Source organism: Streptococcus sp. C150 (assembly GCF_000187445.1).
GTDB classification, from domain to species: Bacteria; Bacillota; Bacilli; order Lactobacillales; family Streptococcaceae; genus Streptococcus; species Streptococcus raffinosi.
In genome coordinates this window covers 12370-30362 of the sequence record NZ_GL698450.1, presented here as the reverse complement: position 1 = coordinate 30362, position 17993 = coordinate 12370, and the positions used below count along the sequence as shown (strand labels likewise).

Annotated in this window: 13 protein-coding genes; 3 read left to right on the top strand and 10 right to left on the bottom strand. The window is 40.0% G+C overall.

Annotated features, from left to right (window positions below; translation table 11 throughout):
* Positions 1-289: 289 nt before the first annotated feature.
* Positions 290-880 (top strand): VanZ family protein, encoded by a 591-nt coding sequence (locus HMPREF0848_RS07505; RefSeq protein ID WP_008535717.1) that lies wholly within the window; start codon positions 290-292, stop codon positions 878-880.
* Between the two features lie 632 nt (positions 881-1512).
* On the opposite strand, the gene rpsO is transcribed toward HMPREF0848_RS07505, so the two are convergent.
* Both rpsO and HMPREF0848_RS07495 read right to left on the bottom strand, forming a co-directional pair.
* Complete coding sequence (rpsO, locus tag HMPREF0848_RS07500; protein ID WP_008535715.1) at positions 1513-1782, bottom strand: 30S ribosomal protein S15; 270 nt, start codon at positions 1780-1782, stop codon at positions 1513-1515.
* A gap of 149 nt (positions 1783-1931) precedes the next feature.
* Positions 1932-3089, bottom strand: coding sequence for an MFS transporter (locus tag HMPREF0848_RS07495; RefSeq protein ID WP_008535713.1), 1158 nt, complete (start codon positions 3087-3089; stop codon positions 1932-1934).
* Between the two features lie 106 nt (positions 3090-3195).
* Between HMPREF0848_RS07495 and HMPREF0848_RS07490 the strand changes: the two genes are divergently transcribed.
* The gene (locus HMPREF0848_RS07490; protein WP_008535710.1) at positions 3196-3834 is read left to right on the top strand and encodes a Crp/Fnr family transcriptional regulator; all 639 of its coding nucleotides are present in this window, start codon (positions 3196-3198) and stop codon (positions 3832-3834) included.
* 93 nt (positions 3835-3927) lie between these two features.
* Positions 3928-4542, top strand: coding sequence for a peptide deformylase (gene def, locus HMPREF0848_RS07485; RefSeq protein ID WP_008535708.1), 615 nt, complete (start codon positions 3928-3930; stop codon positions 4540-4542).
* Positions 4543-4740: 198 nt separating this feature from the next.
* Here the strand turns inward: def and HMPREF0848_RS07480 are convergent, their stop codons facing one another.
* From HMPREF0848_RS07480 to HMPREF0848_RS07445, 8 genes are all read right to left on the bottom strand, one after another.
* Positions 4741-5322: a hypothetical protein gene (locus HMPREF0848_RS07480; RefSeq protein ID WP_008535706.1), complete on the bottom strand. Its 582-nt coding sequence runs from the start codon at positions 5320-5322 to the stop codon at positions 4741-4743.
* 29 nt (positions 5323-5351) lie between these two features.
* The gene (locus HMPREF0848_RS07475; RefSeq protein ID WP_037609333.1) at positions 5352-6506 is read right to left on the bottom strand and encodes a DUF6287 domain-containing protein; all 1155 of its coding nucleotides are present in this window, start codon (positions 6504-6506) and stop codon (positions 5352-5354) included.
* A 52-nt stretch (positions 6507-6558) separates the two neighbouring features.
* Positions 6559-6870 (bottom strand): hypothetical protein, encoded by a 312-nt coding sequence (locus tag HMPREF0848_RS07470; protein WP_008535702.1) that lies wholly within the window; start codon positions 6868-6870, stop codon positions 6559-6561.
* Between the two features lie 59 nt (positions 6871-6929).
* Positions 6930-9488, bottom strand: coding sequence for an SEC10/PgrA surface exclusion domain-containing protein (locus tag HMPREF0848_RS07465; RefSeq protein ID WP_037609330.1), 2559 nt, complete (start codon positions 9486-9488; stop codon positions 6930-6932).
* 385 nt (positions 9489-9873) lie between these two features.
* Positions 9874-11124, bottom strand: coding sequence for a threonine ammonia-lyase IlvA (gene ilvA / locus HMPREF0848_RS07460; RefSeq protein ID WP_008535698.1), 1251 nt, complete (start codon positions 11122-11124; stop codon positions 9874-9876).
* Between the two features lie 109 nt (positions 11125-11233).
* Entirely contained in the window at positions 11234-14794 is a 3561-nt protein-coding gene (locus HMPREF0848_RS07455; protein WP_037609328.1) for a glycoside hydrolase family 66 protein, read from the bottom strand.
* 392 nt (positions 14795-15186) lie between these two features.
* Entirely contained in the window at positions 15187-15630 is a 444-nt protein-coding gene (gene dtd / locus HMPREF0848_RS07450; protein ID WP_008535696.1) for a D-aminoacyl-tRNA deacylase, read from the bottom strand.
* A 12-nt stretch (positions 15631-15642) separates the two neighbouring features.
* Positions 15643-17862: a RelA/SpoT family protein gene (locus tag HMPREF0848_RS07445; protein ID WP_008535695.1), complete on the bottom strand. Its 2220-nt coding sequence runs from the start codon at positions 17860-17862 to the stop codon at positions 15643-15645.
* Between the last annotated feature and the right edge of the window lie 131 nt (positions 17863-17993).

Here is a 17993-nt window from a genome sequence, read left to right as displayed (position 1 = left end):
TCCTTTTTATGTTAAAAATTCACTACTATATAATAACATTTTAATAATATTGAAACAAGATGTTGACTCCTAATTTTTAAAATTTAATTGTTTTATAAGCTTTCACAGCTTGTTTACAAAAAATATTAAATTGTTAGTCAAAAGTAGAAATGCTGTTTCAAAGGCCCTTTTTAGTCTTTGAATTTGCCTTATCTGTTCATTTTACCAAATTTTCGTTACAGTTTCTTAACTTTCTTTAAAAGATTTTTTGATATAATGTGTACTCATCACATGCAAAAGGAGGCTTACGATGGCAAAAGGATTAAAATCATTGGGTGACATCTTACTCGGAATCGTTTCATTCGGCTTATCTTACTGGTTTTACAGAGGCCATCTCGAACAGTACGTTCATTACATCGCCCATTATGGCTTCTATTTTCAAGTCCTACTTAACATTGTAATCATCGTTTTGCTTAGTTATGTCATCTACGCCTTCTTGAAACTCCTCCTGACTAGAAAACTTAAAAAGCAGACACTACTCTTACTCTATCTGATTTACTTTATAGCCCTCTTTTATCTGCTTTTTTTGAAAAATATCGGCCTACAAGGCCTCTCGCTTAACCCCCTTTCTTTCGCCCGAGAACTGTACTGGGGAAGCCACTTTGTTCCCATCATGAACCTACTAATGTTTATTCCTCTAGGTCTCCTCTTCCCTTCACGGTTAAGTAACCTACTGCTTTGCCTTATTGCCCTATTTTCTATCGAATCCATTCAATACTTTGGGCATATGGGAATATTTGATTTAGGAGATATTGTCTTAAATATGTTAGGTATTCTTATTGGAAATGCCATTCATCAACTTCCTCAATTTCAAACATTCATCAAAAAAATCTTAACATAGAAGATGCCTCCAGACCTAAAATCTGGAGGTCATTTTTGTTTTATGTTTAAGTTATTGTTACTAATTGTAAACGACATTTTGAGAGGAATACAACCTCCAAAGACGGTGCCCCTGAACTCGGGCTAAAATCCTAGTGAAAAAGAAAAACCGCTCCTTCATAGAGCAGTTCTATCTTCATGTATTCAATTGAACATGACCTAAGCACTTGGCAAAAAAGATAAAATCTCCTAGAAACTGAAGTTTCTTCGTCAATTTTCCTATTTTTGCTTTGTGCTTTTAACGGTCTTCGTATCTTGAATTAAACATAAACCAAAAGACAAAAATAACAGCCCTCTGAGTCTAGAGAGCTGTTTTGAACTCGAGCTAAACTCCTAGTGAAAATAAAAATCTCCCCGAAGGGAGATGAATCTGGTTTATTTTACCTTACGATGCTAGGAACCGAAGCCGAAGATAATACTGAAATTCTAGTAAAAAAGAAAAGCTACCCTATAACAGAGTAACTTAACTTTTTTGTATTCAATCGAACACGGCCTAAGCACTTGGCAAAAAAGATAAAATTTCCTAGAAACTGAGGTTTCTTCGTCAATTTTCCTATTTTTGCTTTGTGCTTTTGACGGCCTTTGTATCTTGAATTAACGACGGAGTCCGAGTGAGCTAATCAACTCACGGTAACGGTTAACGTCTGTGCGACGAAGGTATGCCAACAAGTTACGACGGTGACCGATTTTTTTCATCAAACCACGGTAAGTAGCGTGGTCTTTTTTGTGTTGTTTGATGTGGTCGTTAAGGTGGTTGATTTCCCAAGTAAGGACAGCAACTTGAACCTCTACTGAACCAGTGTCACCTTCGTGACGTGCGTATTGTGCAATGATTTCATTTTTTTTCTCTTTTGAGATTGCCATGTTTTTTCTCCTTTTTTTGCTCCATCCGAGTCTTAGGATTGGCTCTCCTAAAACCAAGAAAGAGTTGGTTTGTCTTTACGACCTCTCTATTTTAGCTTATCTACTAATCTTTGTCAATCGTAAGATTCCCTGTTTAAGACTTTCATGGCCTAGGCTTTTTTGACCATTTTTGAATTTAGAAGGAATCCTAGGAAAAGTAGAAAACTGACCACAGCATAAGCTAGGAAAATCCAACTAAAACTTGGAGAGACCAGTGCCAACAATTTTAAAACATAAGGAGATACGGCTGAGCCTAAGTTGCATCCTAGGAGAACATAAGCTGTCGCCTTATTCAGCAAATTTCTAGTAATACGTTCAGAAAGACGGTTAAAGATAATGGTCAAAACAATATTGTAAAAGAAACCAACACCAACAGAAGACAAAATCAATATCAGCAAGTTGTTAGCTAGGGATATTCCAAGTAGGCAAGTAGATAGGCAAAACAGCGCCAGCGGCAAGAGACGGTTCTTAATGTGACCTATCAATGAAGCAAAGCTAAGTCCAGCTACAATACCAATTCCCTGCTCCAAACTAAGGACCAGAGCTGATTGACCACTTGCAATGGTCTTACCATCAACTTGAAACAGAGGCACGCGCAAACTAATCGATGAATTAACGCAAATCACAAAGCCTGCTAAGAGGGCCATACCTAAAATCATAGCCAAATCTTTTTTATCCAGACCTTGTTTACTTTTTTGTGCCTCTTTCTTCTCTGTCTGCTCCATTGGTGGTACAAAGAGGAGGTACATGGTTAGGATGATAAAACCAAAACCATAGATAAGAAAAGCAAGTGTCCAATGAATTTTCAGTAATTGTCCAACCAAAAGGGAACACGACGCTCCACCAATCAATTCTATGGAACCTCGAATCCCAAGCATTTGAACCCTCTCTTTGCCCTGATAACGCTGACTGATAATGGAAATAGCCTTAGCATTGATGAGACCAATTCCCATTCCAAAAACAAGACGTGACAGTAAAACAAGTGGATACAATTGAACAAAGAAGGGGAAGATTCCAGCACTACTTAGTAAAATTAAACCTGTCATAATCAATTGTCTGTCATTTAACCATCTGTCAACCAAAGGGTTAAGTAAGAGCATAGCCACTACAGAAAATGAAGGAACAGACACTAAAAGCTCGACTTGAGAAGCAGTATATGTTGGACTATAGTAGTCCAACATAGGTGGTAGAGCGGTTGAAATCGAGAAGGCCGAAATCAAAAGCAAGGATAGCCCAAGCAGGCTTATTTTTTCTAAAATTTTTGTCATAGTATCGGGATAAGAGCATCCTTTCTTTACTTGTCTGATAGTTATTTTTTCATTATAATCTAAGAAGAGCTAAAAAAATAGGACCTAGGTCCTAAAAAGGAGACATATGCCTAATCCCACTACAAGACCTCAGCTTGACCAGGTCTTTCCTGCAGCCTACCTTAATCAATTACAAAAGGTCACCTTTCAGAAAGGCGACTACATATGCACACAAGGGCAAGCTATCACTGAGCTAACCTACATTTTATCAGGTAGAGTAAAAATTGTTCGCTCCCTATCCAATGGTAAAGAACATATCCTAGAAATGCTTCACCAACCACAGCTATTGGGAGACGTTGAACTCATGACTAATCAATTAGCGGGTTCCTCAGTCATTGCCCTCGAAGACGTTCAGGCAGTTCAACTGCCATTAAATAATAAAGAATCTCTCCTTGAAGACCCAGTTTTTCTCTATCAAATTGGGCGTAACCTAGCAATGGCACTACATAAGCAAGGTATTACTGCCTCAAGAAATGTTAGCTACCCTGTCAGGGAGCGTTTGGCTACCCACATCTTGAGTATTGAGGAAGAGGGTAACTTCCAACTGTCGCCATCTATTTTAGCAGCCAGTTTTGGGACCAGCTACCGCCATGTCCAAAGAGTCATCAAACAGTTTATCGACCAAGGAATCATTGAAAAGGTAGCCTTTAAGACCTATGGTATCTTACAGCGACAGACCTTGGAAACACTAGCTTTTATTGATTAGAAAAAGCTTTCGCTGAACCCTTGATGGTTTAATTTTCACCCCTTTTGTGCTATAGTTATAAACAAGTAAATCAAAGAAAATAGAGGTAAATAAATGGACGCTCAAACTAAAATTATCCGCGCCAACCATATGATTGATATGAATGATATCATTCGTGAAGGTAACCCAACCTTACGTGCTGTCGCTGAAGACGTAACCCTTCCACTTTCAGATGAAGATATTATCCTGGGTGAAAAAATGATGCAATTTCTTCGTAATTCACAGGATCCTATCATTGCTGAAAAAATGGGGCTTCGTGGGGGAGTCGGTCTAGCAGCCCCACAATTAGATATTTCAAAACGTATTATCGCCGTTCTTGTCCCAAATCCTGAAGACGCTGAAGGCAATCCACCAAAAGAAGCCTACAGCCTTCAAGAGATTATGTATAACCCTAAAGTCGTTGCCCATTCTGTTCAGGATGCTGCCCTAGGTGAGGGAGAAGGATGCCTTTCAGTAGACCGTGATGTCCCTGGCTATGTTGTTCGCCACGCACGTGTAACCGTTGAATACTTCAACAAAGAAGGTGAAAAGAAACGCATCAAATTCCGTGGCTACAATTCAATCGTTGTCCAACACGAAATTGACCATACTAACGGTATCATGTTCTACGACCATATTAACAAAGACAATCCATTTGCCATCAAAGATGGACTCTTAATTATCGAATAACGACAATAGCCCTCAGTAGAAATACTGAGGGTTTTTGATTGAAGACAAGACTTTTTTCTATTTACAAATAGAAAAAAATCGACTTTCGTCGGTTCTTTTCTCCTTAGGTAAACCTGTCCTCAGACAAGCATATTGTAAAGTGTTTCATTACCGTGAAGATTGATGTAACTTGGATCAAATTCCGAAAGACGTTCCTACTCAACGAGGAGAATTCCTCCGATTAGCATCAATTGCATCCTGATAATATCGTGCATTTGCTTGATTTCCCGCACGTTCTTCACAACGTTTTTGATGCATTAAACCTCTTTCAATACGGTCACGTTCATCCAAAGCCTTGTTTCTGTCATCTTGACGGCGAATATTATTCTGAACAGAGGTATCCATACCACCACCCGATATCGTGTTACTTTCGCTTGGCTCATTCATTGTTTCTGAGAATAAATAACAAATAGCTATAGCTGCAAGAACTAAGAGGGCAATAATTATAGTTGCACTAATACCTAACCACGAAAGAATAAAAACTACCCAACCATACTTTTCAATGAACTGACCAAGACGAGGAACCAGACCAAGGATGCCAGAAAACCACCAAACAGCAAGTACATAGACACTAGTATGAAAGGTTCCGCCTAGGAAATTTGCTAACCAATCAGGAAAAGATAAATGTGTAATCAAAAAATCACTAAATGGTTGAAAAACATTGTAAAGAAGACCATAAGTATATTTCAAAGCTATAATAGTCACTACACCAACCAACAGCCATTTACCAAATTGCTTCATATTTTAACCTCTAACATACATTAACAAGATTAGTTTACTTTATAATAAAAATAACTATCATCAGTTGTTCCAATTAGCGATTGACCGGCCCATATACGGTCCTTATTTTTGTCTGATTGGTCATCTACGTTGTCATTCGATGAAGTAATAGCATTTGTTAAGGATGCACCTTTAGGAAGAAATGCCATCGCTTCGCCACCAGGTCCTACGCCTGATTTTGGACCAGTACTTGCAGTAAGGTAGCCATCTGTAAATTTCGCATATTCAGTCGCTACCTTCTCTTTATCACTAACTAAACCGTTATTATCAAAGGTCAAGATGTCACCTCTACCATTTTTCCAAGTCCCAGCAATACTAGAGAAATCACCTTTTTGAATAGCATTAATATCCATGCCAGACTGTTTAGCATCAAACTTGCTTGAACTACTTTCTTTACTACTAGAGTCATTCTTAGCTTCATTTGTACTAGTCTGACTGTCATTGGAATCACTAAAATCTTTCCATGACTCTTGACCTAGTTCAAATAAACTAGTACCACTAAGACCAACTAGACTTGTGCCATCTTTTGTATCTGCCATACTAAAGTCAACAGACTGTGTCTGATTGAAAGCTCCATTCTTAATTTCATAAGTTTCTGCCTTAGCTTCAGGTCTCATTCTCTGGAATTGTTGACAGTAGATGGTACCATCACTGTAAATCTTCATATCAGTCAAATAACCACCCTTGGCAGAAGTCCCAGCACTAATAGCAAACACAGGCTGATCCGTATTATTAAGATAATAAATAGCGTGTACCTTTTCAGGAGATCCAATTAGAAGTTCATCCTTACCATCCTTATTAATATCAGCAAAACTATATTGAATAGTTTCACCCGCATTGACCGCATCAAAAATAATATTAGTTGCATAAGCTTCATCAGTGGATAAACCACTAGGAACAGAAGATACACTTTTATTCACAATAATTGGACGATAAATGTCTAGAACAGATGCATAGAGTTTTTCGTTATCTTCTTTTTTACTAGAACTACTTGAGGTTGAAGGAGCCTCATTTTGTGACTCTTTCACTTGAGAAGGTGTTGAAGTCGAATTTTTTATTTTCGATTGTGATGTCGGTAGCTTCTGGCAAGCGACAAGTGGCAACAGACTAGACAACAATACAAGACTTAATAATTGTTTTTTCATAATACCCTTTCAAAAGGAACTACCTAGCACAATCTAGATAGTTCCACTTTTATTATTTTTCTTTGGTTAATTCAGCTTTCAAACCTTTAGCAGTCAAGGTCAACTTATCGCCGTCCAAGGTATAGTCATAGGTGATTCCTTTATCTGATTTCATAGTCTTATTCTTCTTATCTATGGTAAGTTCTTCATCTTGAGAAGAACTCATTCCTAAAAAGTTTGACTCTGAAGTCATGGTTGCTTTTTTACCATCAGACTTAAGTGTCACTTCAACTCCCATAGTTTTTCCCTTATAAGTTCCCTTAGGGCCTGAACTACAGGCTACCAAAACAAGACTCATAGCTAGAAGAGAAACACCTAATAACATTTTTTCATATTTTTCATTTTACAATATCCCTTTTCAATAAATATGGTGTAAAGTCATCTTTATCCACGACGTTTACGAGCTGTCACACCTGCAAGTCCAAGGACGCCTAGTCCTGCTAAAAGATAAACTGCTGTATCAGCTTCACCAGTTTGTGGGAGTGGTGCTTGATAGCCCGTCGCTCCACGACGGTTTACGACTGCTTGCGTCGCCTCTGCTGTTGCTACTTGAACAGCAGAAAATGATGTCGTATGAACTCCAGCATATGTATTTGAGTTCACACGATTAGACTGGGTACCATTCACATCCTGTCTTACTTGTTTAGCTTTAGCATCACGCTCAGCTTGTCGGCGTAGCGCTTCTTCTTTTGCCTTTCGTTGAGCCGCTTCATAAGCAATACGAGCATCATAGGCAGCTTTTAAGTTAGTATACTTGGTGCCACTCAATGCCGTTTGAGCTTTCGCATTTGTTAATGCTACCATTGCTTTGTCATAGGCAACTTGAGCAACGTCTTGTGCTGCTACTGCTTTGGCGTAAGCTTGTCGAGCAGTTTCAAGATTAGCTTTAGCTTTCACAAGTTGCTCATAAGTAGCTTTTGCATCTATTACTGCTTGCTCAGCATCTTTCACAGCTTGTTCAACTTCACGAAGTTTAGCTTTTGCTACTGTTGTTGCAGTTTCACGTTGAGCTAATTCAGCATTAGCTGTTGCCAACTTGTTTTGTTCTGCAGTCAAAGCATTTACCGCTTCATCACGGGCTGTTTTTGCCATGTCTAATGCAGCTACTTTATCTGCATGTGATGCGGTCACTGTTGCCAATGTGTTTTCAGCTGTTTCAAGCGCTGTTTGGGCATTTACTAATTCAGCTTTAGCTGTTGCCAATTTTGCTTCTGCATCTGCTGTTTGACGTGGTGTTGCTACCAAGGCATCATAGGCAGCTTTTGCTTGTTCAAAATGTGTTTGGGCTGCTTGTGCTTGCGCTGTGGCTGTTACCAAGGCTGCTTGAGCTGCTCGGTCGGCAACTTCTGCGGCTTGCTTATCTGGAATTACCAAATCAGGTACGTTCTTGCTTGAATCTAGTAACGATTTATCATCTGTGCAAAGTACATGTGTTTCAATCATTGGAAGTTCACCGAAGCCTTGATTCGTATGAGTCAAAGTAAGAGCAAGACCCAATGATGGGTCTGTGATTAATGAAGCTGCATGTGTATATGAACCATTTGCTTCACCTTCATAAAGGAAACCTGCAACATTATCGGCAATTAAGTTATACAATTCTGATTTTGTTGCTTCAACTTTATCGCCAACTTTATAAAGACTATTACTATCATCATCTAAGTTGAATGATGATTTGATATATCCACCAGCCATATTTTCATAGGGATTCGTATAATAGCCGTTGTCATACCAATAACCCATTTCTTTTGCAGCATCATTGATAGCTTTCTTATCATGTCCACTAAATGGGTCATGGTTCTTTTCATATTTTTCAGCTACCAAGCTAGCAAATTTAATAGTATCTGTGTTAACAACAAGTTTTGGTTGACCAAGTTGTGCACGAATATCGTTAACCAAATAAGCCATATATTGACTCAATTCGGTTTGCACTTCAAGTGGAAGATGTTCAACATCATATTTAACACCCGTTGTATCAGGTGTAAATGTATCAAAATAAGCTTTATTCAATTTGATTGATGCAGCTTCTGATTCAACGATTTTATGAACAGCTTCACGTAGAGCTGGCATGTTATCTTTTGGTGCTTCAAATAAGAAGTATTTAAGATTTTGTTTGAATTCATCACTCATTACGACATGAGTCGGGCGATTCGCATCTTTAAGCACTTGTGCTGTTTCATCAGCTTTTGCTTTTGCAGCATCAACATCACTTTTAGCAACTTGAGCGGTTTGGTATGCTTTTTCAGCATTGATATCTGCAGCCTTTATATCAGCATCAAGTTTTGCATCATTTTGTTTAGCTGTTTCAACGCTCTGTTTAGCTTGTGATACTTTACTAGTCTTCTCAGCCAGTGTAGCCTGTGCATTGGTAACACCTTGTTTAGCTACTTCAACTTCCTTAGCACTTTTATCAACTACTGCTTGTTTTTCAGACTGAATTTGTGTCGCTTCATCAACCGCTTCCTGAGATTGGTTCACATTACCTTGTGCTTTATTAACGGCTTCTTGTGCTTGCGACTGACTAGCCTCTTTTGTGGTAACATCCGTTTTCGCAGTTTCAACAGCTTCTTTAGCAGACTGTACCTTAGTTTCAGCTGTTGGGATAGCCTCTTTAGCCACCTGAATATTAGTATCTGTCGCTGAGGCTGCGGCCGTTTCTGCTTTTGCAACAGCATCTTGTGCTATTGTGGTATTTGCTTTAGCAGTATCTAAAGCCTGCTTTTTACTGTCAGCCACTGACTGAGCTTGTGCTTGAGCTTCTTGATTGTTTTCAAATGTTGCTTTTGCGGATGCAACTTGTTCTGCGGTAACTAACTGGGGCTGTGCCTGACTGGCTGTTGTCGTAGTAGTATCAACACTATCAGCATGTGCTTCTTGGCTAATGATACCTGTCGCAAGGACAGCTGTCGCCAAGGAAACTGATGAAATGATTTTCTTAGAATTCATCATAAACTCCTTTTGACTTTTAAACACACCCCATTAATTAAAATGCCTCACTAATTATCCCCCCCCCGAAAATTTGTCAAGACTTTTTTGGATATTTTTTTAAAAAATTTAATAGCTTTTTTAGTATTCCTTAAAAGATAAAAACATTGGTATTACAACACTTTTACTAGTCGTTATATATTTTCAGAAAATAATCACGCTCTTTCTTTCTAATCTAATATTTATATTTGCAAATAAATTCGGACTCTTAAAGTGTATAAATAATGAAATTATAAGGCTTAACAAACTTATTTTGTTAAAATCTTTTTTAACTTTTTGTTTTTATTCTTAATAAAAACAAAAAACCAACTTTCGTCGGTTCTTTTCTCCTTAGGTAAACCTGTCCTCAGACAAGCATATTGTAAAGTGTTTCATTACCGTGAAGATTAATGTAACTTGGGTCAAAGTCCGAAAGACGTTCAAGCAGGCCATCATAATCATTCTTATCACTAAGAGCCACGCCAATAAGAACTGGACCTTTGCCTTTATTGGCACGTTTGATGTACTCAAAACGAGTGATGTCGTCATTTGGTCCCAAGATATCATTTACAAATTCACGAAGGGCACCAGGACGTTGTGGGAAGTTAACCACAAAGTAATGCTTGATGCCATTATAAATAAGGGCACGTTCTTCCATCTCTGGCATACGGTTGATGTCATTGTTACCTCCTGAGATGATACAAACGATGGTTTTTCCCTTAATCTCATCTTTAATCACTTCAAGGGCCGCTACAGAAGCTGCACCTGCAGGTTCTGCGATGGTACCAACTTTAGAGTACATATCAATTAAGGTTTCTGAAATCAGCCCTTCATCAACACCCAAGAGGCGATCCACATGTTTACGAGCTACTTCGTAAGTTTTGGTTCCCACCTTTTGGACAGCAATCCCATCCGCAAATTTATCGATTTCTTCGAGTTTTACAGGATAGCCACGGTCAAAAGCTGCTCTCATGCTACGAGCGCCACTAGCTTCAACACCGATAACCTCCATAGATGGTGCCACATCTTTGATATAAGTAGAAACACCAGAGATGAGACCACCACCACCTACTGGAACCAAGATACTATCAAAGGAAACACCCTCCTCTTGAGCCTGCTCATAAATTTCATAAGCAACTGTTCCTTGACCCGCTTGGACATTATAATCGTCGAATGGAGCAATGAAAGTCATGCCTTCAGACTTGGTATATTCCTGTGCTGCTTGAGCAGAAGCATCAAAGGTATCTCCCACCAATTTGATTGTTACAAACTTGCCACCAAAGAAACGGACTTGACCAATTTTTTGGTGAGGCGTTGTTACTGGCATAAAGATGGTTGCCGGAATCTTCATCTCGTTACAAGTGTAGGCAACCCCTTGAGCATGGTTGCCGGCTGATGCACAAACCACTCCACGTGCCTTATCCTCATCGCTTAACTGATGGATGGCATAGTAGGCTCCACGCAATTTGAAAGAGCGCACCTTTTGCATGTTTTCTTTTTTAATATAGATGGTTGCTCCGTATTTTTCAGACAAATAGCGATCAAAATCTAGTGGTGTACGTTCCACTACGTTTTTTAAGACTTCGTTAGCCTTTACGATATCATTTGCAGTAATCATTGGCTCTCCTTTGACACAATATTCAAACTATTTCTATTGTATCACAATTTTCAGAGAAATAGCAGTTTACCCAAAGAAAACTCCTTGTTGGCACAAAGAGTTTTACCTATTATTTGTTATCTTTTTTTGACATCAAGAAATTACGAAGGGCTGCCAGTGCGGCTGCACCTGCTAAAACAATGGCTGTAAGGATAGCCACAGCATGTTCCCCCCACTTATGAGATTTTGCTGTTTTGACAATTGTCTCTTTGAGACCTTCTGTCGTTCCTTTATCACCTTTTTGTGTTGTGGTTTTATTGGCAATATTAAGATTTTGACTACCACTGTAGGTGTTATCTGATGAGGCTGTGTTAGCAACTTCTTGAAGGGTCCCATGAGTGTAACGAACATTTGTCGTGATGCTATCAATCATCTCAACAATATTTCTAATTGTCCTTGCATCATATAAACCACCCTCAGTATCCTTTAAAATAGATACTGCTAATTTTTCAATAGAAGCTTCTGAAGATGCTGCTACCATAGAATGAACTTCTGAGCTTGCTGTTTCTGAATATCTTGCATAATTGCTAAAGAGTGACGCTGCTTCTGTGATTGTTTCTGAAGTACTTGGCAAGGATTCTGATACACGTGGAGAATCAGGGAATCTATTCCAACTATTGATGTTTTCTGATAGTCCACCAAGGATGACCTCTTCTGATGTGCCTACTGTTTCAGAAGTCGCCGAAGCCACTTCTGAAGGACTCACTTGACTTTCTGATTCTGTCAATGAAAGGACTGGTTCAGCCACTACATGTGATTCTGAAACGACTGTTGTCGTTGCAATGGCCGACTCTGAGACCATGGCACTGCTTGCAGGCTCTGATTCAGACATTGAAGATGCTGAAGCCCTTGTGTTGACTGAGGTTGCTGATGATACCGTTGCACTTTCTAAAATGTCTGATAATGCTTCTGAAGTCGCTAAGCTTATGGCCTCCGAAGCTAGTGTATTTACTGAAGCTGATTCTGGCGCTCCTTGACCAGAGTTAGATACCAGGTCTCCATCTTTCTCATCAAATGGTGTTTCTGATTCCATAGATACTGGGATAGCTGCTGATTTTATGAGTGTATCAACTAATGGTGCTGGTTGCATTGTTTCATCTGGTTGAACATGTTCAACAATCGGTTTCACATCTGTAGAAACTTCTGAATCTTTAGTTACTGATATGTTTTCTGAATGAGCTGTTTCTGAGCTTGCTTCAGCTGTTACGGTATTATCTGCTTTCTTACCAGCTTGGTTAGTAACTGATTTTAAGATAACCGGTGCTACCGGTGTTGCTCTTGTATCTTCCTTGATGTAAAGCATGTTCCAGAGAGTCAACTTAGGAACTGAAATAACAAGGACCGGTTGACCATTGTCATCTGTTTCAAGGCTTGCTTGTGCCTTCTTCATGCTTGAAGTTGCCCAATCATCTGGTGATGTCACATAGACTTGATTGGCAATCTTAGCGGCTTCTTGAGCTGTTTTACCTGCTATGCTAAGACGAACTGTGAGATTTTCTTGTGCATCCGGTGTTTTATTATCCGCATACCCCTCTTCATTATGCCAGCCCGCATTGATACCCATCATGTTAATCATTTGAACAGTTGAGAAACCTTTTCCTGATTTAGCAAATGTCCAAACTTGATTTCCCGTCACACCTAGCGCATCTTTAGAAAGGATTTCACCAGCAGCATTCTTGATAGACACAGCTTGAATGCTGTTAGTCACACCCTCGCCACGAAGAAGGTTTTCATAAGCAGTGATAAACTGTTGGTAATTGTAAAGCTTACGAATAGCATCCTTAGCCACACTGAGGTATTGAGTTGGGTAATAAGCACTTTGAAGGACGTTTAGGGCTGCATTAGCATTGGCAAGGGCTGCAATGGACATGTGGTAACCACCAGCTGCAGCTACTGTCGCATCTACCAGAAGGGTCGCATCGGTCTGCAATGGCTTACCAGCCAAGGCATCTTTACCAGCACCGTTAGTTGCTTTTCCGCCAGGAACAGTATAGTCAATACCTGGTTCTTCCATGTAGGCACCGACGATAAGTGATTTACCAGTTTTATTGCGGACCATATCAATGCGTGCTTTCAGATCCCCATAGGCAACTTGCATACGTCCTGGAAGCACTGAACCACCGTTTGTCCAAAGCTCATTATAAACAACATCTTGACGTGCCTTGGCTAATTTATCATCATTACCGCCATTGACATCATTGATTGTGATGTAATAGTTCTCACCAATAAGGTCTTTCATGGCATTAATAAATGATGCATATGAATCAGACATCATGTGTGAGTCAGCTTCGTCTGTGCTGTGACGGTGCTCATAATCTGTCACACGGTTGTCACCAATTGTATCACCTTGCCAACCATCAAATCCCATACGGTCCATGGCTGATTTCATGACACCTGCAATGTATTTTTGCCAATCAGGATTAGCTGGATCATAGTAAACTTGAGTTGGGTTGTCACCGATAGTATAAGTCATCGGCTCACCCTTCTTACCAAAGCTGTCATAGAAATTATAAACCAAAGCAGCGAGCGGAAGGGCTGGATTCTTTGGATTTGAATCTGCTGAAATCATGTTATAGAGCATGGCAACAGCGCCAGACTTATGCACTTGATTCACCAATTCTTTAACCGCCTTAGTGTCAACCTGGGTGTGACTCCAGGTATTCCATTTTTGAACAAAGCTATCAACACCCTTTGGGAAAGGATTGGTAGCTTCACTATAAGCATCGTAGAAGAAATATGAGTTAATATTCATAGACTTCATAAGCTCAAGCTCTTTACGGTAGGCCTTAAAATTTTTGACAAGGATACTATTTTGATCAGTCGGTGAACCTGCTACAATACCGTAACGTGGGAAGACTGTCCAATCATTTTCAACAGATAAGCCAACACGTTTACTTGTCAAGGCTTTACCCAATTTGTCGTTGACACTGATTGTCACCAAGTAACCTGTATTGTTTGTCAACCATTCTGACGCAACAGTCAAATTTGAAACCTTAACCGAAGCCCCCGCTGCCAGTCTCACATCGACATTATCTTGACCGATGATTTCTGAAGCCTGTTGAAGGGTCAAGTTGACAGTCAAAGTTTGAGTTTCTGCTGTTGGGTTAGATACAACAACAGAGTAGTTAACATCACCATCAGCCTTACTATAGGCTGCTTTTGTTGTTTCTGGATCTGTCAAGTAAGCATCGCCATTCAAGTTTTGTTCTGTCACTCCAGTAACTGGTGTTACTTGGGCTGTTGAATGACGTCCTGCTTCCGTAGCATTATCAGATGATGATGTGATGGTTTCCACAGCAGCTGACTCAGGAGCTAGCGCTTCACTAGCTACAAGAGTTTCTGAGCTAGCGCTCTCTGTTGGTACCGCTTGGGAAAATACTGTGGTAGCAGTCGCAGTTGTTGCCGTATCTGTCGTAACAGCTGCAGACGATGGACCTATTTCTGTTGTTGCAACTGGAGCAACCACCTCAGTTGGTACCACGACCAAGTTATCTGCCTTGCTGGTAATGGCGGGGTTGGTTGCTTCGGAACTGACAACGTTATCTGCCTTGGCTACTTGACTAATTCCCAAGACACCACCAGCTACAAACAAACCTGATAATAATTTAGTTGACGATACTTTCTTTGACATCCATCTCTATCCTTCTACAAAATCTTTATCACCTCGGCGTTTCAAATTATCACTATTTTATTTGCATGCAGTAAACTCGAGTCGTTTTTAGTTTCATAAAAACCGCTTGGTGTTTCTTATGAAATTAATGTTAACTTAATCTTTTTTGTAAAACAAGGGAATTTCCGGTAATCCTCGTAAACGGTAACTTTTTCATCATGAATGGTCAGATTTTTTTAGAAATTCTAGAGCAACATTTTTAATATCATTAAATATTCTTTATTTTTATCTTTCCAAAATGACAAAGATAATTCATAAATGCTGTGAAGATTCAGTCTAGCAACTTATAATGTCTTGAAGGTCATCTAGACTAGCAAAAAAACACTTCCCATATAAGGTGGGAAATGGTTTGCTTATCTATTTTTGGTATCTAAAATGATGGTCACAGGCCCATCATTAACTAGACTAACCTGCATATCTGCACCAAAACGCCCTCGTTCTACAGGAACATGTGTTGACAAGGACTGATTGAAATCGTCATAGAGTTGGCTAGCCATATCTGGCTTTGCAGCTCCTGTAAAGGCTGGTCGGTTCCCTTTTTTCGTATCCGCAAAAAGCGTAAACTGAGAAATCGACAAAATCTGGCCACTAACATCCTTAATAGAGAGATTCATCTTGCCAGCTTCGTCTGAAAAAATGCGCATATTGACAATCTTACGCACCGCATAATCCAAATCCTCTCTGGTGTCCTCTGGACCCACTCCGACCAAGAGTAAGAGACCCTGATTAATAGCACCAACCGTATGATCCTCAATAGCTACGGAGGCCTTTTGCACACGCTGAATCACAATCTTCATAGCAAGAGCTCCTTAACCATTGGTACGTTTAACACTGTAAACATCTGGAATAATTTTAATTTTATCCACAAGACCAGTCAATTCAATGAGGTTGGCAATTTCAAAACTAACATGAATATTGGCAAACTTCATGTCCTTAGTTGGTTGCGCATTGACCGTCGCAATACTCTTAGTCGTATTTGACAAGATTTGAAGAACATCATTCAACAGACCTGAACGGTTAAGACCATAGATGTCAATCTCAGCCAAATAAGATTTATTAGCATTACGCTCATCCCACTCTACTTCAATTAACCGTTGTTCATAACCTTCCTGACTCTTGATATTATGACAGTCTGATCGGTGAATGGCGATACCACGTCCTTTAGTGATGTAACCTTCAATTTCGTCTCCAGGCACTGGGTTACAGCACTTGGCAATACGCATGAGGAGACCTGAGGCACCTTGGATGATAACCCCATTTTCACTCTTGACCTTAAGAACCTCTTTCTTCTCAGTCTTGACTTCGCCACCCTTCATTAGCTCTTCAGCTTCAGCCTTAGCCTTAGCACGCTCTTCTTCACGACGTTCTTTTTCCGTCAAACGATTGAAGACAGCAGCGGCACTGATTTCACCAAAACCAACAGCCGCATAGAGAGCCTCCTCACTGCGTACGCTCATACGAGGAAGAATTTCCTCTATATGCTTCTTGTCCAGATATTTATTGGCAATGTAGCCCTGCTCTTGGAAGTAGCCAACCAAAAGCTCACGCCCCTTGGTGATAGAAGCTTCTTTGTCTTGATTTTTAAAGAATTGACGAATCTTATTTCTGGCCTTGGTGGTCTTAACCATCTTAATCCAGTCACGGCTAGGACCAAAAGAATTAGCATTGGTGACAATCTCAACCACATCACCTGTCTTGAGCTTAGCAGTCAAAGGAACCATACGACCATTGACTTTAGCACCTGTAGCCTTTTCACCGACTTGGGTATGAATGGCATAGGCGAAGTCAATAGGCCCCGAATCTTTAGGCAATTCCTGAACAGCACCATTTGGTGTAAAGACGTAGATACGTTCTGAGAAAATATCCTCCTTAACAGAGTCCACAAAACCCATAGCATCGCCATTTGAAGCATCTTGGAGTTCCACGAGATCTTTAATCCAGTTCATTCCCAAAGCAGACTCTTTCGAATCTACCTTGCCCTTGATACCTTTCTTGTAAGCCCAGTGAGCTGCAACCCCGTATTCGGCAACTTGGTGCATTTCCTTAGTACGGATTTGAATTTCAATAGGCCCTTTTGGCCCATAAACCGTTGTATGGATAGACTGGTAACCGTTGGATTTAGGATTGGCAATATAGTCTTTGAAGCGACCAGGCATGGGGCGCCAAAGCTCGTGGATGTAGCCCAACATGGCATAAACATCACTGTGCGTCTCCATGACACAGCGAATGGCAATCAAATCATAAATTTGATCGAAGCGCTTCTTCTTATCACGCATCTTACGATAAATTGAGTAGATGTGTTTGGGGCGGCCATAAATGTCTCCGACAAGTCCCTGTTCAGAAGTATAGGTCTTGATTTTAGCGACAATATCATCCACAAGTTCCTCACGTTCACGGCGTTTTTCCTTCATCATATGGGAAATTTTGTAGAATTCCACCTCGTTAAGGTAACGGAAGGCCATATCTTCCAGTTCCCATTTGATACGACTGATACCCAAACGGTGAGCCAAGGGAGCATAGATTTCCATTGTTTCACGAGAAATACGCTCTTGCTTGTCCTTACGAAGATGCTTGAGGGTACGCATATTATGCAAACGGTCTGCCAATTTAACCAAGATAACACGAATATCCTTAGACATGGCCATAAGCATCTTACGGTGATTTTCAGCTAGTTGCTCCTCGTGTGACTTGTACTCGACCTTACCAAGCTTGGTCACACCATCTACGATATTTCGTACATCAAGGCCAAAATCTGCTTCCAAATCATCTAGCGTCTTTTCGGTGTCTTCAACGACATCATGCAAGAAACCACAGGCCACTGTCACTGCATCAAGGTGGAGATCTGCCAAGATACCTGCCACTTGAATAGGGTGGATAATATAAGGTTCTCCTGACTGACGAAATTGCCCATTATGAGCCTCCGTCGCATAATGCCAGGCTTTTTCCACTAATTTTAAATCATCTGCTGACATGTAAGCCGAGCAAATGTCTAAAATTTCTTCGCCTGTTATATTTTTATCTTTAGCCATGATTTCTTCCTTCGCTACTTTTTAATTATCCTTTATTTTATCACTTTTACAAGTAAAGAAAAAGAGCTAGATAGGCAATTCTTAGTCAGAAGGAGGCAACTTGAAAAACACAATATCTTGTGTTAGAATGA